This is a genomic window from Jingyaoa shaoxingensis (genome assembly GCF_014385005.1).
Lineage (GTDB): Bacteria > Bacillota > Clostridia > Lachnospirales > Lachnospiraceae > Marvinbryantia > Marvinbryantia shaoxingensis.
In genome coordinates, this window is sequence record NZ_JACRSZ010000003.1 from 295,085 (window position 1) to 317,931 (window position 22,847).

Here is a 22,847-nt window from a genome sequence, read left to right on the forward strand (position 1 = left end):
TTCTTTACCGGAATGAAATCCAACAACTGATAATCATTATTACTTGCTACATATAGTTGTATGAGCCATCTCACATCTGATATCATATTTTTCAACATTAACCTGGATTTTACTGTCGCTGAAAAAATGAATTTCCTGTGCTTCTAATGGTGTACAGATGGCAGTGGTTGCCACTTGCTGACCATCGTTGATAAAAAGCTCGATTGACTGACGATCTAAAATAAATCGCATCTTCTTAAGTCCTGCCGGATCTGCAATCTTGATTTTTCGCACGCACACAATGTCTTTTGTTACACCACAGTATGTACGGTCAATCTCCAGCATCCTGTCAGTCTTATGATAAGTAAATTTTGTTTCATATTCCTTATTCGAAGCCAATTTCATGGAAAAAATCATAAAATCGTTATCTTTCAATTCAACCGTCAAATCAATCGTCCTGCCTTCGATGCCTGAAAGTGTTGTTTCTTTATCAATCTCTGCTTTCTCATATTTACACGGATTCTTACGATACTTTTCGATCTCTCGTACCGGCATTTGTCGGATCTTTCCATCCTCTAAACTCAGTTCACGCGGAAGAGTCATCATTCCCTGCCAATCCTGTGAATTTGGAATCACACATGCGTCCCAGGACTTCATCCATGCGATCATTATACGTCTGCCATCCGCAAGTTCGGTTGTCTGTGGTGCATAAAAATCCAGTCCATAGTCCAGTGCATGTGGCGCTTCTTTCTCAAATTTATGTGTTTCAGAATCATAATCACCAAGGAAATAGACACTGTTATGTCCGTTATGAAATTCATATTTCTGCGCCTTCATATCCTGTGGTGAACAAATCAGTACATGCTTATCTCCCAGTCTGAAGAAATCCGGACACTCCCACATCGTACCAATTTTTCCAGTTTCGTTTGCTGCAAGAACCGTCTCAAATTTCCAATCTTTTAAATCTTTGCTGGAACAAAGTACAACCTGACCTATCTGACGGTCATTTTTATTACCAACGATCAAATAGTACGTATCATCTTCCTTCCAAATCTTTGGATCACGGAAATCAATTCGACTACATCCTTCTGGAAGCATTTCTCCAGTTACAACCGGATTGTTCTCGTATTTTACATAATCTTTTCCGTCTCCGAATGCAATGCATTGATTCTGCCGCTCCTGCTCACTTCCATCGTCCAATTTGATCTTTGTGACACCGGTATAAACAAGCACATGCTTTCCTTCTGCTTCGATTGCACTTCCAGAAAAGCATCCGATCTTGTCATATTCCTGATCTGGTGCAAGTGCCACAGGAAGCTGCTCCCAACAGATCATATCTGTGGTCACACTATGTCCCCAGTGCATTGGTCCCCATACTTTGTCGTATGGATAATACTGATAGAACAAATGCACTTTTCCATCATATACTGAGAAACCATTTGGATCGTTGATCCAACCTGTCGGTGCAGAAATGTGAAATAATGGTTTTTTATCCAAATCCATATGAATTAATTTTTCGGTCTCGTAACTTCTTGCTTTTTCTAATAGATTACTCATTCATTTTCTCCTCTTTCTCTTCTGCTAATGACGCCTGATACTGGTCAAAATATTTTTGTTTGATTGCCAGATAATCCGCTAAACCATATTTCTCCATTTTATCTAAATAAGAATCCCATTCTTCTTCAATTCCACCGTTTAAGATCCAGTCGGCCTTCTTTTGTTCCCCATATTTCTTAATATCTGTATCGTACTGTGACACTTTGTTCGTATCGTCTATACTCATAAATACATTCGGATATACATATTTACTGTTCATGTCTTTCAAGTATGTTTCATGCATATGATCAAGACGCCATTTTGCATCCTCCGGCTGTGTTACATACACACCATAATACTCATTCAGTATGGCGAGCGGTCCATTGACTGACTGTGCCTCACGTACTTCTACCGGCGACTGTTCTCCAAGATCCATATGTTTTAACATTTGACCGCCGTCCTTATTCACTGACATCTCAAAAATATTGAAAGAATCTTCCTCTCCGTAGCTGCCCCAGTTATTCTGTGGAGACTGCAGCGGTGCATACATCTGATCAATCCATGCAGCTGCAAGTGCTGTATTTCTGCAGCTGGTTGTCAGTACACATCTGCCGCGGTCAAAACCACTCGTCTCACTGTTATTCTGTCTTGTAATATTTCTTACACCAGTCGGTCCTGTAAGTGCCGGAAGCATCACATAATCCACATTATTATCTATATTTGCAATATCCCATGTAAAACATAAACCATAGCGATGATTTTTTCCTTTTGCAACATAAGTTGACCACTCCTGTGTAAATGCCTCCGGATCAACAAGATCCTCTGTCACCAGCTTATGCAGCCACTCGATTCCTTCTTTGTATCCTTCCTGAACCATCGTATAAATCACTTCTCCATCATCCGTTACTGCGAAGTGATCACCTGTGTCCCCATATCCTTCACCAAATCCATTCATAAGAATTGCAGGATCCTGATCTCCATTGTTGATGATAAAGGACATTGGAATGATTTTTCCTTCAATATCAAATTCCTGTTGCAATTCGTCCGCATGGTCACGAAATGCTATCAGCACCTGCTCAAGCTCATCCGTGGTAGCAGGGATTTCGAGTCCAAGGTAATCCAACCATTTCTTATTGATGTATGCAATATCGCCAATAGCCTGTATCGCTTCTTTTCCGGATCCCAGCTGCTCGATCCATGGAAATGAGTAAATATGTCCGTCTGGTGCCGTACACATGGTACGGTATTCCGGATATTTCTCAAATACCGTCTGCAGATTTGGCATATATTTATCAATCAGATTTTCAAGTGGGATAATAATTCCCTGTTTTGCGTAACGGAGAAGATCATAGTCACTCATTCCTGCATTAAACAGCCCATCCGGAAGATTTCCAAACTGTGCTAATGCAAGATTTTTCTTATCGGAAAACTGATCAGCCACGAAACAAGTCCAGTCAATATGCACATTTGTCTGCTCCTCAAGTCTCTTGAAAATAATCCGTTCATTCGGCTCCTGTGTTGAAGTAGCCGGAGCACTCGTAATAAAGGATAATTCTGCCTTTTCTTTTAATGGAAACTGCACCTCGGAAATCGGTGTATCCGGATCAATCTCTGCCTGTAACGCTGCATCTCTGCCACAACCTGCTACACCGGTCATCACGGCAAACATTAATCCCAACATTACTATCTTTTTTATGCTTTTATTCCACATATCTATACTCATCCTTTCTGCTTAACCCTTCACAGATCCAATCATCATTCCCTTGTCAAAGTATTTCTGGAAGAAAGGATACATGATCACAAGCGGCAAGCTTGATACTACAATGGTTGCATATTTTAGCTGCTCTGCAACTTTGGCCATCTCTGCTGTACTCTGAATATCTGCAATCATACCTGGCTGTGGAGTGTTCTGTACAAGGATCGAACGTAATACAAGTTGAAGCGGTTGTAAGTTTGCATCATTTAAGTAAATCATAGCATCAAAATAGCTATTCCACATTCCTACGAAAGACCAGAGGGCCAGTACCGCAATAATTGGCTTACATACCGGAAGCATAATCTTAAAGAAATGCTGAATTTCATTTGCTCCATCGATGGAAGATGCCTCTCGCAATTCCTTGGGAACAGACTGATAATAGGTTCTTGCAAGAATCATGTTCCATACATTAAACGCACCTGGGATTAAAATTGCCCATATGGTGTTAACCATATGAAGTTGATTGATTAAGATAAAGGTAGGGATCATTCCACCACCAAAAAACATCGTAATCAGGAAAATAACATTAAAGAAATTTCTGCCGACAAATTCTTTCTTTGACATCGGATATGCTGCAAGCAATGTTACAAATACTGAAATTGCCGCAAACGCCAGCGAATAGAGAAAAGAATTAAAAAACCCTCTCCAGATCATTCCGTTTTCCAGTACACGACGATATGCATCCAAAGTCCAGTCTTTTACATTGAAACTCAATCCCTGATTGTTTAATACTGTTGGATCCATAAACGATGCTGCAATCACATATACCAACGGGATTACAATTGATAGAACAAACGCTCCGAGAAGTATATTTGCAACGCCCAGGATCAGACGGTCTCTTCTTGAATATTTTATTTTTCTTGATGCTTCCATCTCACGTTCCTCCTATAAACCTTCCCCATCATTTAATTTCTTTACGACCCAATTAACCAAAATAAGTAAAATGACATTAATAACCGAATTAAATAATCCGACTGCGGTAGAATATCCATAATCTCCATTTAAAAGACCAATTCGATACACATACGTTGATAAAATTTCGGAGGCTGGTAAGTTCATATCTGTCTGCAAAGCATAAGCCTTCTCAAATCCGATACTCATAATATTTCCAGCCTGTAAAATGAATTGAATCACAATGATATTTTTGATCGCCGGAAGTTCTACATACCAAATCTGCTGCAATAAATTTGCTCCATCCACAATGGCTGCCTCTTCCAATTCCTTGCTTGCATTAGATAAGGCTGCCGTATACATGATAGATGCCCAGCCTGCCCCCTGCCAGATTCCACTTGCAATATAAATTGTTCTAAATGCTGTCGGCATTGTCATCCAGTTACTACTGATTCCAAGAATACGATTCATTGGACCAACCGGTGATAAAAACATACGAACCATACCGCAAAGTACAATGACAGAAATAAAATTTGGCGCATAGATTAACAGCTGAATTTTCTTCTTGATTCCTTCCTTGCGAATTCTATTCAGAAGAAGTGCCAAAATGATTGGTATCGGGAATCCCCAAAGCAATCCGTAAATACTCAGCTTTAATGTGTTAAGCAAGTAATTCGTGAAGTCTGGTGATGATAAAAATCGCTTGAAATATTCCAGTCCTACCCATGGACTTCCGAATACACCCTTGATTACGTTATAGTCCTCGAATGCAATCAGCAACCCTCCCATAGGAAGATATTTAAAAATAATCGTCAACAATAACGCCGGCATTAGAAAAAAAACATACAACTGCCAGTTCCTTTTCACATAAGAAACTTTACTTGCAAATGTCCGCTTATCTGCAGACTTCATTTGTCTCTGCATCTTTTTCATGCATTTGTCCCTCCATTCTCTCTTCACGTCCATATGTAACCGGTAAAGTAACCGGTTACTTTATAATTGAATCTTACTACCATATTTTGCTTCTGTCAACACTTTTCTTTATTAAAGTTACCGATTACGTAACTGGTTATTTTTTGATTGCTATTTTTCCTTACGATTGTTATACTTATATTATTATATGGCAGAGGAGATTTACAGACATGGGTAAGAAACAGGTAACATTTGCAGATATTGCAGAATATACACATTTTTCCAAAACAACCATTTCGCGCTATTTTAATCACCCTGATTCACTGACACTTGAAAATCAGGAAAAAATTTCACAGGCACTTGAGGATCTGGGCTATAAGAAAAACAAACTTGCAAAGGTTCTGGCCAATGGCAAAAGCGAATTTATCGGAATCATTGTGCCAAATCTCTATCTGCACTATTATTCCGAGATGCTTACACAAATTCTCTCAAGTTATCGCGATTATCATTATAAATTTCTTGTCTTTGTCAGTGAATATGGACCAGAAGAGGAGCAGCAATACATTGATGAATTGATGGCTTATCAAATTGAAGGACTGATCGTATTAAGTCACACACTCTCATCCGAAAAACTTGCTTCTTATCAGATTCCTATAATCGCTATCGAACGCGAAGCAGATCACATCTGTAGTGTGACAACGGATAACTATATGGGTGCTTTACAGGCAACCTCGCTTTTGATTCGTGACAAATGCGATATTCTGATCCACATTAACGCTGATGTTCCAAAGGAAATTCCTGCTTACAATCGTATTTGTGCCTTCGAGGATACCTGCAAAGAACATGGTGTTCCATACGAACTGCACCTCGATGTCTCCGGTGATTCTTATCAGGATCTCTATGCACAGATGCGTAATATCTTTACCAATATTGATGAGCGCCATCCAAACAAAAAAAAGGGCGTCTTTCTTGCGAACGACACCTATGCGAATATGTTTCTTAATCTGATTTTTCAAAAATATGGCTGTCTGCCGGACACCTATGAATTAGTCGGATTTGATAATTCTCCTATTGCTAATGAAGCAATACTTCCGATCACAACCATCGGTCAGCAGATCAATGTCATAGCACATACAACAATGGATTTACTTGTACAGCAGATGGAAGAACGTAAAAAACGAAAACCTACTCCGTTAGCAAAGCCAATTCATAAACAGATTGCTCCTGTTCTGATTCGCAGGGAGACAACAAATTAATTTGTTGTCTCCCCGCGTTGCTGAATTGCCATACTGCCGGCTATGCGAATTTCTGTTTTCGTTATGTTATTGTATCTTTTTTCGATGCAGTCATTTCAAAGCTTAAAATCGATGTAACTGTTCAGAGCCAGGCAAAATAATAGTTATGATATTTTTACAAATACAGCGCTTTGTCCCTGTATGATGATCTTTTTGCCATCACTGGACAAACCTCTTCCAAACTGATAAAGCACCTCCCCAATCTGTCCATCATACGGGAATTCCACCGTTCTGGCTGCCGGATTGATAACCACCAGAATCTTCTCTTCTTCGCTGCTTCTTACATAAGCCAGCGGATAGGCGTTTTCTTCTGCATAGACATAAGCGATGTCTCCCTTACTCTGCAGTGCCGGATGTGCCATACGAATCTGAATCAGCTTCTGGATTTCATGATACAGAGAGTCTGGATCCTGTTTCTGTGCTTTTAAAGTCGGACGATCTGCTGCCGCATCCTGCTGAATGTAGAGGCATTCCTTCGGTGCATGGCTGAAGCCTGCATTCACGCTGTCATCCCACTGCATCGGAGAACGGGAGCCGGTACGTTCATAGCCGCCTTCTACCGAGGTCAGCCCTTCCACATAACGCATGCCAATCTCATCCCCATAATAGATAAACGGTGCTCCAGGCATAGATAGCAGGAATGCAAAAGCAATTTTCAGTTCATCTCCCTGCAATTTACGCGCCAGGCGAGCCATATCATGGTTACCTGACGGAATACAGATCAGGCCTTTGCGCTCTGATTTTTCATAATTTTTCTGATAGGTATGTACAAATTCTGCAATATTTCCTTTTCCTCTGGAAGAAAAGAATGGCTCTTCACAGCGGAACAGGTCCATATAGTGAGATGGACCAAACTGGAGTAAAAAGTCCATATGGAAACCACCCTGCAGGGATTTATCCGGCTCGCCCCATTCCGATACCATTGCCGCATCCGGGAATTCTTCATCCAGGAATGCACGTACATTCTGCCAGAGACGAATGGTACCTTTTCCTTCTTCATCATTCTTTACCAGGGAACCTGCCATGTCTACACGGAAACCGTCACATCCCATCTTCAGCCAGAAACGCATCACGTCTTTCATGGCTTCCAGTGTCGCCTGTGGTCCCGGATCATCAAAGGACTGCTGCCATGGCTTATCCGGCTTGTAGAAACCGTAGTTTAACGCTGGCTGATGGGAAAAGAAATTCACTGCACAGGAGCCGTCACGGTCCGAAATACCGCGGATACAGCCCATGCCATCCGGTGATTCCCACACACAGTCCGTCCATACATACCGATCGGTATACTCATTTTTCTCTGCTTTCATAGACTCCCGAAACCATCTGTGCGTCACTGCAGTATGTCCCGGAACCAAATCCAGGATCACATGCATATTCCGTCTGTGGGATTCTTCAAAAAGCCGTGCCATATCTTCGTTGGTTCCGTATCTTGGTGCTACCCGGCAGTAATCTTCCACATCATATCCGGCATCTCCGAATGGTGACTGAAAACATGGATTCAGCCAGATAGCTGTACATCCAAGTTCCTGAATATCATCCAGATGACGAATGATACCTTCGAGATCGCCAATACCGTCTGCATTGGTATCCTGAAAAGACTGCGGGTAAATCTCATAAAATACTGCATTGTCCAGCCACTTTGGCTGTCTTGTCCGTTCACTCATGTGTGGTTGTTCCCCCCATTTTTCGAATTTTCCCTGCTAAAACCTTCATGCAGCACCTGTGCCTTCCTGTCGGCAACTATTCAGGCTACCGGAATTCGGATCTCTGTGACAAACTTTTCCGGATCACTGGTCATACCATAATCAATCAGCGTGATCTCTCTGGAAAATCCGGTAATCTGCAGTCTGTGTGCATCAATATAATCCAGCAGTTTCTTATAGTATACACCAGCTTCCCTGTGACTTCCACAAAAACGTATGGTAACACATCTGGTTTCCGGTAATTCTTCTGTCTGACCCTCGTAGCAGTCTTCCTCATCCAGCACCAGAAATGTGAGCTGGTAATTCCCCACATCCCGTTTTTCCAGTTTCTCTTTTGGAATTCCCACACCGACTTTGCCAAGAAATACCATAGATTCCTTCTGATTCTCTTCCAGCTTACGGATAGCATACTCCAGATCCAGATAGGTATGCGGTGTCACCTCACCGATGCGAAATAACTTTTTTTCGTTCATTAGGAAATTACTACCAGCAGCATCTTGAATTTTTCCTGTCCGAATACTGCATGTGGGTGTTTTGCAGGCATAACGATGGATTCGCCTTCATTAAGAATGTATTCCACACCGTCAATGGTAACCTTTCCAACGCCGTCAAGACAGGTTACAAATGCATCTCCGCCGGACTTATGGGTGCTGATCTCTTCTCCTTTGTCAAAGGAAAACAATGTCACACTTACATGCTCGTTCTGCGCCAGTGTCTTGCTGACTACCTGTCCATCCTGGTATGCTACCTGTTCTTTTAATACCATTACTTCTGCTTTGTTGATGTTTTTCATTCCTGTCATGATTGTATCCTTCTTTCTGAGAATAGTTTCTCCATAATAATTCTATTTATAACTATTCACCGCAAAAATGAGAAACAGTTACGTTCGTCTTACCTTACTTCTTTTATTTTACCATCTGTGGTAATCACTGTCACCTGCATCTGGATATTTTTTTCACTGTTTTTTAACGCTGTAGCTGCTGCATATTCTAATCCGCCGCAGCAAGGCACTTCCATACGAAGCAAAGCTATTTCTCTGATCTCATTCTGTCTCAGTATCTGAGTCAGTTTTTCGCTGTAATCTACGCCGTCCAGCTTCGGGCAGCCAATAATCGTCACATGATCTTTCATAAATTCCTGGTGCATGCGGGCGTAGGCATAAGCTGTACAGTCAGCAGCAATCAGTAATTTTGCGCCGTGAAAATATGGTGCCTGTACCGGAACCAGTTTTATCTGACAAGGCCACTGGACAAGCTGAGATTCTGCACCATTTTCCGCTCCATTCCCGTTGCTGGCACTGACATATTCCGGCGCAGCATTCTGTTTTCCTGCTTCCCGCTTTTTCTTTGCTGCCAGCACAGCGGCTTCATCATAAGCTGCTGCCTCTCGCTCCACAAAAGTAATGGCTCCTGTCGGGCAGTTTGGCAGACAGTCTCCCAGTCCATCGCAGTAATCATCCCTCATCAGTTTTGCTTTCCCGTTCACCATAGCAATGGCTCCTTCGTGACAGGCTACTGCACAGGCTCCACATCCGTTGCAACGTGTTTCATCTATCTGAATAATTTTTCTGATCATTTTCAGGTTCCCCCTTTCTTTTCTGATGCAATCATACTATAATAAACCTATTCATTCTGTGGTTATAACCACAAAAAAGAGGTTTTTATGAGAAAAATTCAATCCATACTTTTTCAGGGGTTTACCGATGAAGATTGGGATCAGCTGTCAGAGCTGTCCGGTATTCACATTACTTCTTATGAAAAAAATGAACGGATCTTCCATATGGGTGACCGGATCCATGAAATCGGTGTGTTACTCTCCGGATGCATTCATATCGAAAGTCATGATCTGTGGGGCAATAAAAGTATATTAAGCCAGATTGATCCGGAAGAGATCTTTGCAGAAACCTATGCGCTCTGCCAGGAACCAATGATGGTAGATGTGACCGCTGTAGAAAATTGTCAGGTTCTTTTTCTAAACGTACAGTTACTGCAAAATCCATCTTACCAAAGTGCTTCCTGGCATGGCAGACTGCTGTCGAATCTGCTCCAGGTATCCATGCAGAAGAATCTCCTTCTTTCCAACCGGATCTTCTGTACCTCACCTAAGACAATCCGCAGCCGTCTGCTGACCTACTTTTCCAGATTGTCTGTAAAGTATGGCAGTTCCACCATTCAGATTCCCTTTAACCGCCAGCAGCTTGCCGATTATCTGAATCTGGACCGCAGTGCACTGTCCAAGGAACTGGGAAAAATGCAGCAGGACGGATTAATCGAATACCATAAGAATACCGTCATACTGAAGCACGATGAATTCTAATTTAACTATTTCAGATTCAAAAATGCCTGACATTGGACTGTTCAAAACTATCCAATATAAAATCTGATATATCTTACAAAGGACTACATACATGAATAAAAAGACATCTTCTATCCGTCTGCCATTTCAATTTGACCGCGCCATGCTGCCGGTGATTTTCTCTCTGGCCTGGCCGACTATGCTTGAACAGTTTATGCAGACGGCTGTTCAATATATTGATACCGCTATGGTTGGAACCCTTGGCACACAGGCTACGGCAGCAGTCGGTTCCACCGGTACCGTCAACTGGCTGATCGAAAGTACAATCTCCGCTATCGGGATCGGATTCTTATATTATATTTCCCAGTCTATTGGTGCAGGGAAGATCCTGCAGGCAAAAAAAGCAGCCGGACAGGCTGTTTTTTCTACGATTCTGGTTGGTATTTTCTTTACACTGCTGACCTGCTCCTGCAGCCATCTGGTTCCGGTATGGATGCGGGTGGATCCTTCCATTCGGGATATGGCCGCACGGTATTTCCTGATTTTATATTCTCCAATGCTGTTCCGTACCATGAATATCATTCTGGGGACAGTACTGCGCTCCGCAGGAGATGCCAAATCTCCTATGATTGCCGGCATCACCATGAATGTGATCAATATTGTGCTGAATTTCTTCCTGATCTACAATACCCGTTCCGTGCATCTTGGCAACTGGATTCTCACGGTTCCAGGTGCCGGCTGGGGTATTGAAGGTGCAGCCATAGCCAGCGCGATTGCATACACTTGTGGTGGCATCCTGATTGCGTGGAAACTATGGCATCACGATGTGGTCTCGCCAAAAGGGCAGTCCCTCCGACCGGATCCTCAGGTGTTAAAACCTTGCTTGCGTGTGGCATTTCCAAATATGCTGCAGCGCTTTGCCACTTCCCTTGGATACGTAGCTTTTGCTTCCATGATCAATTCACTGGGAGAACTGTCTACCGCAGCACATACCATCGCCAATACCGTAGAATCTGCTTTTTACATTCCTGGCTGGGGCATGCAGACCGCAGCCGCTACCCTCTCCGGCAATGCCAGAGGTGCTCAGGATGATGAACGTCTCCATCGGCTGTCCAGCACCATTATTCCGATGGAAATCAGCCTGATGCTGGTATCTGGAGGTATGCTTTTTGTGTTTGCACCTGTCCTGATGGGAATCTTCACACAAGATCCTCAGGTACTTTCTCTGGGATCTACTGTGCTTCGTATGGTTGCCGTGTCAGAACCATTTTACGGCGTACCAATCGTTCTTGAGGGTATGATGCAGGGACTTGGCAAAACCATGATCCCATTTGTCTTCAATATCATCGGTATGTGGGGTGTGCGCATCGTTGGCACTTTCATCTGCACCCAGATCCTTGGTTTTGGACTGATTGCCGCCTGGGGATGCATGATTGCACATAATCTGCTGCTGTTCATGCTGTATATCGTTTTATTCTCCTCTGGAAGGTGGAAATAATTTTCTAAAATAACACTATAATTGTAAGGCATCATGGAAATTCTCCAGATGCCTTTTATATTCCAGAATTTTTTATAAGTGTTTTTTGTAACTCGTTATATACCTCAATTTTCAATATTATTTAGAAAACACATATCTGACATTATATTAAAAATTAAGTTCTTCATATTTCCAATGATATCCACCCGTCGTTTTACTCTCCCCTTTGCAACATTTATATATTGTAGACGAACTCTTTAACCCAACGTATCTAGCTGCTTCCGTCCCATTTTCAAAAACCTGTCCCGTTTCTATACAAATAACAGATGGACTTCGTCTCTTTTTAAAACAAATAGGACATTGATCATTATCATTACATCTTTTATTAGGCGTAGATTTCCATTCATGACCACATCTTCCAAGCCACCATACATTTTTTCCACTCCCACACATTATATCTGTCGGTTTCAAATTTCCATTTTTTTCTGGATGCCACTCCGCTGCGATATCTGGACGTTTTGATTGTAAATCATTATAACCGACTAAAATTCTTCTACCACTGCAAAACGGACAGCCATATGGTTTTTTTATTGTTCCATCTTTTCTCACATATGTAGATGTACGATCAGATACAGACATTTGCCATTCATGTCCACATTTTCCAAGCCACCATGCTTTTTTATTTGTAGCCTTACTAATTTTATTTGGTGTCAATTTTCCATTTTTGGTCGGATGCCATTCTGCTGCAATATCTGGATACAAAAATGATACGCTATTTCCATATTTTTTTACAGCATATTGTTCCAATATCAAAGAAGTGTCACGCAAAACATCTACTTGTATCTTATTACCAGGGGATAAATAATCCAAAACCTCATGAATAACATCTGTTAATGACAGTTCTGTTGTTGAATCTTTTCGTATAAATACAACGCAATTATCCATTTCTTTAAGCCGTGGCTCACGAATACGAATAAGTTTTATTCCCTTTTCTAAGCATAATACATTTTTCTGATTATCAATTTCTATTTTATGTTTTGAACCATGCCATACTTCACCATCATATTCAATTGCCTTATTTATAGACGGGATGAATATATCTAATTCCATACCTATTGCAAGTTTATCACTATTAATTGCATCTGGAAAAAGTTGCTTTATATAATATAATACAGCTTGTTCACAGAATGAATTTACATTTTCTATATTACATTTAGGACACCCAGATCCATTCACTCTATTTCCAACTGTTGCTTGCCACGAATGACCACATTCACAACATTTCCACCATACTTTTCTTCCTGAAAAGCAAGATATTTCTTCCGGTAAAATTTCATTTTTAGTATAATCCCATTCTAATAACAACTCATGCCTCTGAGATGCTAAATCAGTTTGGCCTTTAATCACTAATCTTCCAGAACAATACGGGCATCCATGTTGTTTCTTTTTATTTGTTTGACTTGATACAACAGCCCTCCAACTTCTTCCACATTTTTCACATTTCCACCATATTTTTTTATTAGATGCCATTGTTATTGTTGCTAAATCAATATTCTGATTTTTTTCAAAATCATATTTCTTCATAACATTTTCATCGTCTTTCAGTAAACCACGAGTATTTTGTGAACATCCACATGACCTAGTAGCCCCTGTAACTAAACTACTCATATTTACAACACATTTTGTCCCGCAATCACATACACAATTGCATTGTGAAAGTCTATATCCAGATGGCGAATAATAATCTTTTGCCATCGAAATGACAGTAAGCTTACCAAATCGTTTACCAGATAAATCTGTACGACGCTCTAAATTAAGACATTTTCTACACTTTTTATTTTTTTTAGCTGCAGTCAACCTAGTATCAAAAATATTTCCGCAGGAACAATGGCATCTTACAATTCGCTGCTTGGATCCATTTGGCGTTACATGTGACGGCAATTCATCGACAACTGTTAAATCACCATATACCTTTCCGATAACATTTTCGGGCACTACAACTCTTGTTTTTCTTTCAAATTTTTTTATGGTTTTACATCCACAATGTGTTTTCCGTCCCGATGTCAAATCTTTTTGATAAATATCAATATTTTTTCCACATTCACAAATACACTGGTATTTTGTTGGCTTTATATTTTTAATTTTTGATATCACAAACAAACTACCAAATTGTTGACCTGTCAAGTCTTTAACTTGTTTATGGCTATGCATTATACAACCACAAGATTTACAACTCCCATTTTTTAAACTCATACCAAGTACATCTAATTCATTTCCACATTGACATTTGCAATGCCATTTCGACATATGAGTTCCTTTGGGCGAGACATAGTCATCAGCCATATGCATTACCGTCAAATATCCATAAATATTACCTGTTAGATCTTCTCGTCGTGAAACACAACCACATGAAAAAAGCCCTCTTTTCAATTGTGATGTTGTAACATCAATAATATTTCCGCACTCACATTCACATGCCCAACGCTTTAAATGTGCCCCTGCTGGAGAAATATAATCATTTCCTCGACCAATAACTCTAAGTTTACCATATACATTCCCAGTCAAATCTACTCTTTGCGCCATACATTTATCATACTCCATATTTATAAAAGTACAAAATAAGCAAACCATTTATTAAGTAAACAATTTACGTTCCTGTCTATATAGAATTATAGCTTGTGTAATTTTACTATTCAATAGTATTACGAAATACTGACTAACTACCGAATAGTAATTAAACAGAATTAGCAAAAATGGTCTTATAATTCTGCAAAATAAAACTGTTCATAATCAAATCATGGCATTGGGTATGGCTAAAAGGCAAGTGTATTTCTTGTAAATCATGAAATACATCATATTTTACAATGTATGATGTCTATGGTTCATGATAAGCAGATTTTTTGCAGTTTTGCGTTAACGAACCTTGAGAGAATGCCCGCCCACGAGCGTCCTGTTTGAGCGAAGCGAGTTTAAGCGACGGGCGGATATAAGCATTTGAAAGGTGAGTAGCAAAACAAATATAATCTGCGTTCATAACCATCGACATCATACAAAAAGAAAAAGGCAGCAATTCCATGATTACATGAAATTGCTGCCTTATGATCGTTTGTTATATAACAGCCCCGTTGTATTTTTACTGTTCGATATCTTTCATGCTGAAGCTGATTCTGCCCATCTTGTCTTTTCCAAGGCATACTACCTTCACTACATCACCCAGTGAAAGTACATCTTCTACCTTGTCGATTCTCTCTTTGGAGATCTTGGAGATGTGTACCATTCCTTCTTTTCCAGGAGCAAATTCCAGGAATGCACCGAATTCTTTGATGCTAATGACTTTTCCTGTGAATACCTGTCCGGCTTCGAAGTCTGTGGTGATGATACGGATCATATCCATAGCTTCTGCCATCTTTTCTTTATCCGTTCCGCAGATAGATACCGCACCGTCATCTGTAATATCGATCTTCACACCTGTCTGTTCAATGATTGCATTGATGGTCTTTCCTCTCTGACCAACTACATCACCAATCTTCTGTGGATCAATGTTGAGCTGGATGATCTTTGGTGCATATTCTCCTACGCTGCTTCGTGGTTCTGCAATGGCTTTTGCCATAACTTCATCCAGAATGTAGGTTCTAGCAATCTTTGTCTTGGCAATGGCTTCTTCAATGATCGGACGGGTCAGACCATGAATCTTAATATCCATCTGGATAGCTGTGATACCCTTATGAGTACCGGCTACCTTAAAGTCCATATCTCCGAAGAAGTCTTCCAGTCCCTGGATATCGGTCAGTACGATGTAATCATCATCTGTTTCACCGGTAACCAGACCACAGGAAATACCTGCTACAGCACTCTTAATCGGCACACCTGCTGCCATCAATGACATGGAAGATGCACAGATACTTGCCTGAGAAGTAGATCCGTTGGACTCGAAGGTCTCGGATACAGTTCTGATGGCATATGGGAATTCTGCTTCACTTGGAAGTACCGGTACCAGGGCACGTTCTGCCAGTGCTCCATGACCGATCTCACGACGTCCCGGTCCTCTGGATGGCTTTGTCTCACCTACAGAATAACTTGGGAAGTTGTAGTGATGCATATAACGTTTGCTTGTCTCAGCCACATCCAGACCATCGATCTTCTGTGCTTCTGACAGTGGAGCCAGTGTACAGATGTTGCAGATCTGTGTCTGTCCACGGGTAAACATAGCAGAGCCATGTACTCTAGGGATCAGATCTACTTCTGCTGCCAGAGGACGGATCTGATCGATCTGACGTCCATCCGGACGCTTATGGTCTTTTAAGATCATCTTACGAACAGTCTTCTTCTGATACTGGTAAACTGCTTCATCCAGTACAGCCAGCCATTCTTCATTCTCAGCGAACTCTTCGGTGAGTTTTTCCTTAATCTGACGAATATTCTCTTCTCTCTTCTGCTTTTCATCTGTGAATACAGCAACTTCCATCTCTTCCGGAGTAACGATCTTCTTCATTGCTTCGAAAAGTTCTTCTGGTACTGCACAGCTGGTGTAGCTATGTTTCGGTTTTCCGCATTCAGCTACGATGGTATCGATAAATGCGATGACTTTCTGGTTTACTTCATGTGCTGCAAAGATTGCTTCGATCATCTTATCTTCCGGTACTTCATTGGCACCTGCTTCGATCATGATGACTTTTTCTCTGGTAGATGCAACAGTCAGCTGCAGATCAGATACTGCCTTCTGTGCCGCATTTGGGTTAAATACGAATTCACCGTCGATCAGACCTACCTGTGTGGTAGCTGTCGGACCGTCGAATGGAATATCTGAAATTGCAGTTGCAATTGCAGAACCTAACATAGCAGTCAGCTCCGGTGCACAGTCCGGATCTACAGAAAGTACCAGGTTATTCAGGGTTACATCGTTTCTGTAATCCTTCGGGAACAGCGGTCTCATCGGTCTGTCAATAACACGGCTGGTCAGGATGGCATTCTCAGATGCTTTTCCTTCTCTCTTATTAAATCCTCCCGGGATCTTTCCTACTGCGTACATCTTCTCTTCATATTCTACACTCAGTGGGAAGAAATCGATCCCTTCTCTTGGCTTCTCGGAAGCAGTTGCTGTAGAAAGAACAGTGGTATCACCATAGTGCATCAGTGCTGCACCGTTTGCCTGCTTTGCTACACGATTTACATCGACTGTCAGTGTTCTGCCAGCCAGTTCCATGGAATAGCTCTTATACATGGTCATTCTCCTTTTCTTTTTGTTGTTACAGCGGCATAAGTCTTCCGAAACGACTGAAAAAAGCACTTACGCAAATGCGCTTTTCAGTGGTCTCGGCTCTCTGCCGTCTGTGTGAACGTTGCCCGCAATAAATTTTGCAGAAAACAACGGGGACGGTTACCCGTCCCCATGTAAATTATTTTCTGATTCCTAATTTTGCAATTAAAGCACGGTATCCTTCAATATCAGTTTTCTTTAAGTATGCCAGTAAACCACGTCTCTGACCTACCATTTTCAGAAGACCTCTTCTTGAATGATGATCCTTAGGATTACTCTGCAGATGAGCTGTAAGCTCCTGGATTCTTGCTGTTAATACTGCAATCTGTACTTCAGGTGATCCTGTATCTCCTTCTTTACGTCCATACTCAGCGATAATTGCCTGTTTCTTTTCTTTTGAAATCATATCTTATTCTCCTTTCGATTTTAAACGCCCTACACTAAGAAATGGTCGGAGTGTCCTATCTCTGAGTGTCGGCTCATTCCATACTTTCAAAGTATAACATGATCTTTCTGCTTCGTCAACCTCTTGTTGCAAATATCAGAAAGAATATCCCACCGATACAACAGCACAAAAATCCTGTATAATACATTATCTTCGCCAGTTCTGTCCGCTTATCTTCAGTATATAGTTCAAATTCTGCCGGTTTTCTTTCGTTATAGCGTATCTTTACCTTTTCATTCACACTGTACTGACTGGGATTGCTTCCTTTTGCATATTGTTCCCGGTGCAGAATTCCTTCTGCATAATAGGTAATCACCGGGTAAAAATAATCATGTATACCTGCCTGTCGTCCAAAAGTATCCGGTTCTCCCGCCACAATCTCTGCTACTACACCAGTTGTTTTTCCCTTGTATTTCTGTCTTCCTTCTATGGATAATAGCCAGAAATATCCTGCCAGAACCAGCAGACCTCCCAGCGTAATAAATACGATACTTGCTGTCAGCATGTTTTTTCACCACCTGTTTTTTTCTTTAGCTATCATATTTCAGCCATTAAGAAAAGTCAAGTACTGATGCAATTTGTATCGTACCGTTATGGGTCAGCATAATTTCTTTGATTCACTTTCCTCTGCCGTATATTCCTCCACGTCTGTTCTTGTCACTTGTTTTATATGTCGTTTTTTTAGACGACTATATACAAATTCACGGAAAATCGTATAAAATACTGATACCAGCGGAATGAAAATAAGCATACCGACAATTCCCAAAAGATTTCCACCGATTGTAACTGCCGCCAGTACCCATATCGATGGCAGCCCTACGGATCCGCCAACAACATGTGGATAGATCAGATTACCTTCTATCTGCTGCAAAACCAGAAAAACTATAATAAATAAAACTGCCTGCTTGGGATTTATCATAAAAATCAAAAGACTTCCCACTGCACAGCCGATAAAAGCCCCAAAAATAGGAACCAATGCGGTAAATGCAATCAAAATACCAATTAAAAGTGCATATGGCATTTTTAAAATACTTAACGCAATGACAAACATGGTTCCGAGAATCACAGCTTCCAGACACTGACCGGTAAGAAAGTGTGCAAAAGTTCGATAGGTCAGGGAACATATTTTAAGAATCGCATCTGCTTTTTGTTTTGGAATAAAAGCGAAAATCACTTTTCTTACCTGCAAATGCAATTTTTCCTTCTGAAAAAGAATATAACACGCAAAGGAAAAAGAAATAAAAAAGGTCGCTAATCCGCTGGCAATAGAACCTACTGCTGACATCGTCGTATTCATCATATTTCCGGCGCCGTTTCCAAGAAGACTTATCCCCCATTTAATTGCCTGATCAGGCTGAAACTGTAGCTGATCTACCAACTTCATAATTTCCTTATTGTTATGTGAAAATTCTCTAATCCAGTTTTGCATCTGTGGAATAAAATCTGAAATACTTGCCATCAGATTTCCCATTGTCTGTGTTAGCTGGGGGATCACACCAAACATTACCAATACAATTACACTAGCCACCAATATAATTGTAAGAAGCAGGCTTATCGGTCTCGCAGCTTTTTTGCCTATTTTATTTTCTTCTTTTATCTTTCTGAGAATTTTCTTTTCCAGGAAACTCATTGGTACATTAATCACAAAGGCAATTGCACCACCAAGCGCAAAAGGGAACACGATTTTCCATATTGTCTTTAAGACTTCAATCACTACATCAAATTTCCACAAAGCAACTACAAGAAATGCAGTAAACACAATCAGTTCCCGAATTTTCTTCATCGACATTTTGCTTAAATCCATTATTTTTCTCCACTTTTTCTTAATTTTTATGCAATAAAGATCTCTTTGATAAAAAAAGACCCTTATTGCATTATAAAAATGCAATAAAAGTCTCACCATTTCCTTATGATACCGGATGCTTCCATCGTACTGACGATACCACAAACGCGAAATTGTTAAGCGTAGGTTACTCCCCTTTATTGGCATCAATCATACACCCAATCCAAACTCTCTGTCAAGGTATGACATTGCCAACTCTGATCTTTTTTACTCTTTGCTGTCAAAATACTCTTTTCCAAAGCAGATATCTCTGTGCATCTGCGCTTTCAACTCATCCAGATCCGGGAATTTCTGTTCCGGTCTCTCAAAGGAATACAACTGCACTTCGATCTCTTTTCCGTACAAGTCTCCTTCAAAATCAAATAAATAGGTCTCTACCCCACGGAAAAGTTCTCCCACCGTAGGCTTGTACCCGATATTGGTTACTCCGTTGAACGTTCCATCCTCCATAACCGTCTTCGTTGCATAAACTCCGTTTGGTGGCAGGAGTTTTCCAACTGATGGAATCAGATTCGTGGTCGGCATTCCTAAAGTTCTTCCGATTCTACGTCCATGAAGCACTTCGCCTCTAACCGTATAAGGATAACCCAGAAGCTGTGTTACCACTTCCATATTGCCTGCTTCCAGTGCTTCTTTTACATAAGTGCTGCTGATTTCCCGTCCCTGATACATCTCTTTTGGAACGATCTCCAGTGTATATCCCAGTTCTTTCTGCATCTGCTCCAACAGATGACAGTCTCCTTTTCGCTGATAACCGAAACGAAAGTCTTCGCCTACTGCGATATATTTTGCCCGCAGACGTTTTACCAGAATATCACGGACAAAGTCTTCCGGACTCATATGGGAGATCTCCGGAAGAAACGGGCAGTCGATCCACCAGGAGACACCCATCTTCTTCAGAAACTCTTTTTTTTCACCTTTGGTCAGTAGTGCCGGATTCTTCGGATTCGGCCAGATGGTCACTACTACACTTTCAAGTCCTTCTTTTTCCCTTTCACAGATCCGTCGAATCAACTGCTGATGTCCAAGATGCAGTCCATCGAACTTTCCCAGTGTTACCGCACTGTCCCTGTCCATGGTATAATCGTCCATTAAGCCTTCTATATACTTCATGTTCTGTTCCTTTTTATCTATCATTTCGCCAGTCCAGAAACATCTTTACCGGCCGATAACATTTTTTCTGCATATCATACTGATAAACTCCACAGAAATGTCCCTGTGAGTCATATATCCTCACCCAGCCGGACACTTTTTTTTCTGCTGATGTTCCTGTGAACTGATTTGGAAATAACGAATTCCCGTTATACAAAAATCTGTCCATTCCTTCTTTCATCTCGAAAGCCGGATACTGCTTCAGCATCTGATCCACCGGAATAATATGCTCCAGAAGTTCCTGACTGACGCTTTCGCCTTCTGATTTTTTCTTCTGCAATTCTTCCACTTCTGAAAGCCGCAGAGCATCCTGAATCTCAAAGATCCCTACACGGGTACGGGTCAGTTCTTCCATACAGGCACAGATCCCAAGTTTCTCACCGATATCATGACACAGCGTACGAATATAAGTTCCCTTGGAACAGGTTACCGTCATGATAACTCTTGGCAGATTAATCTCTTCGATGGTCAGTTCCAGAATTCTTACCGGTCTGGCTGCCCGCTCAATGGTCTTTCCTTCTCTGGCAAGCTCGTACAATTTTTTTCCGTTCACTTTCAGTGCAGAATACATGGGCGGGATCTGTTCGTAATCCCCGATAAAACTCTCTGCTGCTGCTTTTACCTGTTCTTCTGTCACCGTCACAGACATTTCTTTCAGAACGGTTCCCGAAATATCCTGGGTATCTGTCTCTTTCCCCAAAAGCATCACTGCCCGGTAAGTCTTGTCCTTATCCGTCAGCATATCACACAGTCTCGTACCTCCGCCAAGGCATACCGGAAGTACACCTTCCGCATCCGGATCCAGCGTACCGGTATGTCCGATCTTTTTCTGCCTCAGGATTCCCCGCAGCTTCGCCACTACATCATGAGAGGTATAACCTTTTTCTTTGTAAATATTAATGACGCCATGAATCATTCTCTTTCATTCGTCTCCTGTATTTTTATCTGTTATTTCATCTGCTTTTCGATATGAAGAGTCAGATTGTTGATTACGTCATGCATAGATCCCTGCATGGTACATCCGGCTGCACGCACATGTCCGCCGCCGCCAAAATACTGTGCCACTTTGCTGACGTCCACATAGGACTTGGAACGAAGGCTGACCTTGTATTCCTGCAGATTGGTTTCATACAGGAAGATCGCTACTTCCACCCCTCTGGTGAGTCGCATCTGGCTGACAATTCCATCCAGATCAGACGGTCCAACACCATAAAACTTCATATCTTTTTTCTTGATGGCACTGATAATGCATCTACTGTCCAGCACCATTATGCTTTCCAGAAGCGCTCTTCCCAGGATCTGATTCTGCACATAAGATTTTTCCATATAGGTTGTATCAATGATATAACTGCAGTTAATTCCTTTGCGCATCAGATCTGCTGCTACTTCCATCGTATGAGGGGATGTACAGGAATACTGGAAAATGCCGGTATCATGGGCAATGCCCATATACAGTGCTTCTGCGATCTCTTTTGTAATCTTATCAGAGTCCATCACGTGATAGATCAGTTCAGAAGTAGAACTGATTGCAGGATCCACATAATCAGTATCAGCAAATCCGTTATTGCTGATATGATGATCATAACAAAGTGTCTTCTTTGCACTCTGGAAATACTTTGCCGCATCTCCCAGTCGTCCCAGATCTCCACAGTCCAGCGCGATAAACAGATCATAACTGTCATCACTGTCACAATTATGACAAATCTGGTCTGTTCCACTGATAATATGATAACTCTCCGGGATCTCCTGGAGATATACCGTGATCTTTTCTAACCGTGGAAAATTATTTTTCAGATACAAATACAATCCCATACAGGAACCGACACAGTCGCCATCCGGCCGAATATGACCGGATATGGCAACTGTCTTTACGTCTTCCAGTTCTTCACTGATTCTATTCGTCTCTATCATCCTCATCATCCTCCCGAGATTCTTCCACATGATTCTCATTAATCAGTTTCGACATATGAACACCATATTCAATAGACTGATCCATTATGAATCGAATTTCCGGTGTATTTCTCAGATTCAGATTCTTCGCTAGCTGGCGTCTGATATATCCGACAGCACTGTTTAATCCTTCTAATGTCTTTCCCTGTGCTTCCTGATCTCCCAGGACACTGATGTATGCCTTACAGGTCTTCAGATCAGGTGCCACTTCCACGGTCACCACTGAGGTGAGTGGATGAATACGCGGATCTTTGATTTCTCCGCGGATAATGTTCGCCAGTTCACGCTGTACTTCGCTGTTAATCCGCGTATTCTTTATGCTGTTTTTTCTCATAATTGCTCCATTTCTCCAGGTC

20 protein-coding genes are annotated in these 22,847 nt (G+C 41.4%); 3 read left to right on the forward strand and 17 right to left on the reverse strand.

Features of this window, described 5'->3' with window-relative positions:
- Positions 1–39: 39 nt before the first annotated feature.
- From H8716_RS05280 to H8716_RS05295, 4 genes are all read right to left on the reverse strand, one after another.
- A complete protein-coding gene (locus H8716_RS05280) occupies positions 40–1,536 on the reverse strand; it encodes a glycoside hydrolase family 32 protein (protein WP_249307505.1) in 1,497 nt (498 codons plus the stop codon).
- Complete coding sequence (locus tag H8716_RS05285) at positions 1,529–3,184, reverse strand: type 2 periplasmic-binding domain-containing protein (protein ID WP_408610882.1); 1,656 nt, start codon at positions 3,182–3,184, stop codon at positions 1,529–1,531. Before H8716_RS05285 ends, H8716_RS05280 begins: the two co-directional genes overlap by 8 nt.
- Before the next feature lie 63 nt (positions 3,185–3,247).
- A complete protein-coding gene (locus tag H8716_RS05290; protein ID WP_249307506.1) occupies positions 3,248–4,144 on the reverse strand; it encodes a carbohydrate ABC transporter permease in 897 nt (298 codons plus the stop codon).
- A 12-nt stretch (positions 4,145–4,156) separates the two neighbouring features.
- Positions 4,157–5,095, reverse strand: coding sequence for an ABC transporter permease (locus H8716_RS05295; RefSeq protein ID WP_249307507.1), 939 nt, complete (start codon positions 5,093–5,095; stop codon positions 4,157–4,159).
- Between the two features lie 209 nt (positions 5,096–5,304).
- On the opposite strand from H8716_RS05295, the gene H8716_RS05300 reads away from it, so the two are divergent.
- Positions 5,305–6,330: a LacI family DNA-binding transcriptional regulator gene (locus H8716_RS05300; protein WP_249307508.1), complete on the forward strand. Its 1,026-nt coding sequence runs from the start codon at positions 5,305–5,307 to the stop codon at positions 6,328–6,330.
- 143 nt (positions 6,331–6,473) lie between these two features.
- On the opposite strand, the gene H8716_RS05305 is transcribed toward H8716_RS05300, so the two are convergent.
- The 4 genes from H8716_RS05305 to H8716_RS05320 all read right to left on the reverse strand — a co-directional run bounded on the left by H8716_RS05305 (position 6,474) and on the right by H8716_RS05320 (position 9,647).
- Positions 6,474–8,033 (reverse strand): alpha-amylase family glycosyl hydrolase, encoded by a 1,560-nt coding sequence (locus H8716_RS05305; protein ID WP_249307510.1) that lies wholly within the window; start codon positions 8,031–8,033, stop codon positions 6,474–6,476.
- 80 nt (positions 8,034–8,113) lie between these two features.
- Positions 8,114–8,545, reverse strand: a complete 432-nt coding sequence (locus H8716_RS05310; protein WP_249307511.1) for a GyrI-like domain-containing protein — start codon at positions 8,543–8,545, stop codon at positions 8,114–8,116.
- Complete coding sequence (locus H8716_RS05315; RefSeq protein ID WP_249307513.1) at positions 8,545–8,874, reverse strand: cupin domain-containing protein; 330 nt, start codon at positions 8,872–8,874, stop codon at positions 8,545–8,547. The genes H8716_RS05310 and H8716_RS05315 overlap by 1 nt, the downstream gene beginning before the upstream one ends.
- Before the next feature lie 89 nt (positions 8,875–8,963).
- Entirely contained in the window at positions 8,964–9,647 is a 684-nt protein-coding gene (locus H8716_RS05320; protein WP_249307514.1) for an ATP-binding protein, read from the reverse strand.
- Between the two features lie 87 nt (positions 9,648–9,734).
- On the opposite strand from H8716_RS05320, the gene H8716_RS05325 reads away from it, so the two are divergent.
- Together H8716_RS05325 and H8716_RS05330 are read left to right on the forward strand one after the other, a co-directional pair.
- Positions 9,735–10,388: a Crp/Fnr family transcriptional regulator gene (locus tag H8716_RS05325; RefSeq protein WP_249307515.1), complete on the forward strand. Its 654-nt coding sequence runs from the start codon at positions 9,735–9,737 to the stop codon at positions 10,386–10,388.
- Between the two features lie 91 nt (positions 10,389–10,479).
- Complete coding sequence (locus H8716_RS05330; protein WP_249307517.1) at positions 10,480–11,865, forward strand: MATE family efflux transporter; 1,386 nt, start codon at positions 10,480–10,482, stop codon at positions 11,863–11,865.
- A gap of 147 nt (positions 11,866–12,012) precedes the next feature.
- Here the strand turns inward: H8716_RS05330 and H8716_RS05335 are convergent, their stop codons facing one another.
- From H8716_RS05335 to rbfA, 9 genes are all read right to left on the reverse strand, one after another.
- Positions 12,013–14,427 (reverse strand): zinc-ribbon domain-containing protein, encoded by a 2,415-nt coding sequence (locus H8716_RS05335; RefSeq protein ID WP_249307518.1) that lies wholly within the window; start codon positions 14,425–14,427, stop codon positions 12,013–12,015.
- Between the two features lie 550 nt (positions 14,428–14,977).
- Positions 14,978–17,065, reverse strand: coding sequence for a polyribonucleotide nucleotidyltransferase (locus tag H8716_RS05340; protein ID WP_249307519.1), 2,088 nt, complete (start codon positions 17,063–17,065; stop codon positions 14,978–14,980).
- Between the two features lie 175 nt (positions 17,066–17,240).
- Positions 17,241–17,507, reverse strand: coding sequence for a 30S ribosomal protein S15 (gene rpsO / locus H8716_RS05345; protein ID WP_117449918.1), 267 nt, complete (start codon positions 17,505–17,507; stop codon positions 17,241–17,243).
- Between the two features lie 115 nt (positions 17,508–17,622).
- A complete protein-coding gene (locus H8716_RS05350) occupies positions 17,623–18,051 on the reverse strand; it encodes a DUF3592 domain-containing protein (protein ID WP_249307520.1) in 429 nt (142 codons plus the stop codon).
- Positions 18,052–18,144: 93 nt separating this feature from the next.
- Complete coding sequence (locus H8716_RS05355; protein WP_249307521.1) at positions 18,145–19,350, reverse strand: AI-2E family transporter; 1,206 nt, start codon at positions 19,348–19,350, stop codon at positions 18,145–18,147.
- Positions 19,351–19,596: 246 nt separating this feature from the next.
- Entirely contained in the window at positions 19,597–20,502 is a 906-nt protein-coding gene (locus tag H8716_RS05360) for a bifunctional riboflavin kinase/FAD synthetase (RefSeq protein ID WP_249307523.1), read from the reverse strand.
- Positions 20,503–20,515: 13 nt separating this feature from the next.
- Positions 20,516–21,457 carry a tRNA pseudouridine(55) synthase TruB gene (gene truB, locus H8716_RS05365; protein ID WP_249307524.1) on the reverse strand — a complete coding sequence of 314 codons (942 nt, stop codon included), beginning with the start codon at positions 21,455–21,457 and terminating at the stop codon, positions 20,516–20,518.
- Positions 21,458–21,489: 32 nt separating this feature from the next.
- Entirely contained in the window at positions 21,490–22,452 is a 963-nt protein-coding gene (locus tag H8716_RS05370; RefSeq protein ID WP_330606468.1) for a DHH family phosphoesterase, read from the reverse strand.
- Positions 22,436–22,825, reverse strand: a complete 390-nt coding sequence (gene rbfA / locus H8716_RS05375; RefSeq protein WP_249307525.1) for a 30S ribosome-binding factor RbfA — start codon at positions 22,823–22,825, stop codon at positions 22,436–22,438. The genes H8716_RS05370 and rbfA overlap by 17 nt, the downstream gene beginning before the upstream one ends.
- Positions 22,826–22,847 lie beyond the last annotated feature (22 nt).

Bases quoted from the DNA above. Each gene is read 5' to 3' on its own strand.
- H8716_RS05350 (WP_249307520.1), bottom strand. From the start codon at position 18,051: ATGCTGACAGCAAGTATCGTATTTATTACGCTGGGAGGTCTGCTGGTT.
- H8716_RS05300 (WP_249307508.1), top strand. From the start codon at position 5,305: ATGGGTAAGAAACAGGTAACATTTGCAGATATTGCAGAATATACACAT.
- H8716_RS05305 (WP_249307510.1), bottom strand. From the start codon at position 8,033: ATGAGTGAACGGACAAGACAGCCAAAGTGGCTGGACAATGCAGTATTT.
- H8716_RS05315 (WP_249307513.1), bottom strand. From the start codon at position 8,874: ATGACAGGAATGAAAAACATCAACAAAGCAGAAGTAATGGTATTAAAA.
- H8716_RS05285 (WP_408610882.1), bottom strand. From the start codon at position 3,184: ATGTTTGCCGTGATGACCGGTGTAGCAGGTTGTGGCAGAGATGCAGCG.
- H8716_RS05280 (WP_249307505.1), bottom strand. From the start codon at position 1,536: ATGAGTAATCTATTAGAAAAAGCAAGAAGTTACGAGACCGAAAAATTA.
- rbfA (WP_249307525.1), bottom strand. From the start codon at position 22,825: ATGAGAAAAAACAGCATAAAGAATACGCGGATTAACAGCGAAGTACAG.
- H8716_RS05325 (WP_249307515.1), top strand. From the start codon at position 9,735: ATGAGAAAAATTCAATCCATACTTTTTCAGGGGTTTACCGATGAAGAT.
- truB (WP_249307524.1), bottom strand. From the start codon at position 21,457: ATGATTCATGGCGTCATTAATATTTACAAAGAAAAAGGTTATACCTCT.
- H8716_RS05320 (WP_249307514.1), bottom strand. From the start codon at position 9,647: ATGATCAGAAAAATTATTCAGATAGATGAAACACGTTGCAACGGATGT.
- H8716_RS05355 (WP_249307521.1), bottom strand. From the start codon at position 19,350: ATGGATTTAAGCAAAATGTCGATGAAGAAAATTCGGGAACTGATTGTG.
- H8716_RS05340 (WP_249307519.1), bottom strand. From the start codon at position 17,065: ATGTATAAGAGCTATTCCATGGAACTGGCTGGCAGAACACTGACAGTC.
- H8716_RS05290 (WP_249307506.1), bottom strand. From the start codon at position 4,144: ATGGAAGCATCAAGAAAAATAAAATATTCAAGAAGAGACCGTCTGATC.
- H8716_RS05330 (WP_249307517.1), top strand. From the start codon at position 10,480: ATGAATAAAAAGACATCTTCTATCCGTCTGCCATTTCAATTTGACCGC.
- H8716_RS05335 (WP_249307518.1), bottom strand. From the start codon at position 14,427: ATGGCGCAAAGAGTAGATTTGACTGGGAATGTATATGGTAAACTTAGA.
- H8716_RS05370 (WP_330606468.1), bottom strand. From the start codon at position 22,452: ATGATAGAGACGAATAGAATCAGTGAAGAACTGGAAGACGTAAAGACA.
- rpsO (WP_117449918.1), bottom strand. From the start codon at position 17,507: ATGATTTCAAAAGAAAAGAAACAGGCAATTATCGCTGAGTATGGACGT.
- H8716_RS05310 (WP_249307511.1), bottom strand. From the start codon at position 8,545: ATGAACGAAAAAAAGTTATTTCGCATCGGTGAGGTGACACCGCATACC.
- H8716_RS05360 (WP_249307523.1), bottom strand. From the start codon at position 20,502: ATGAAGTATATAGAAGGCTTAATGGACGATTATACCATGGACAGGGAC.
- H8716_RS05295 (WP_249307507.1), bottom strand. From the start codon at position 5,095: ATGAAAAAGATGCAGAGACAAATGAAGTCTGCAGATAAGCGGACATTT.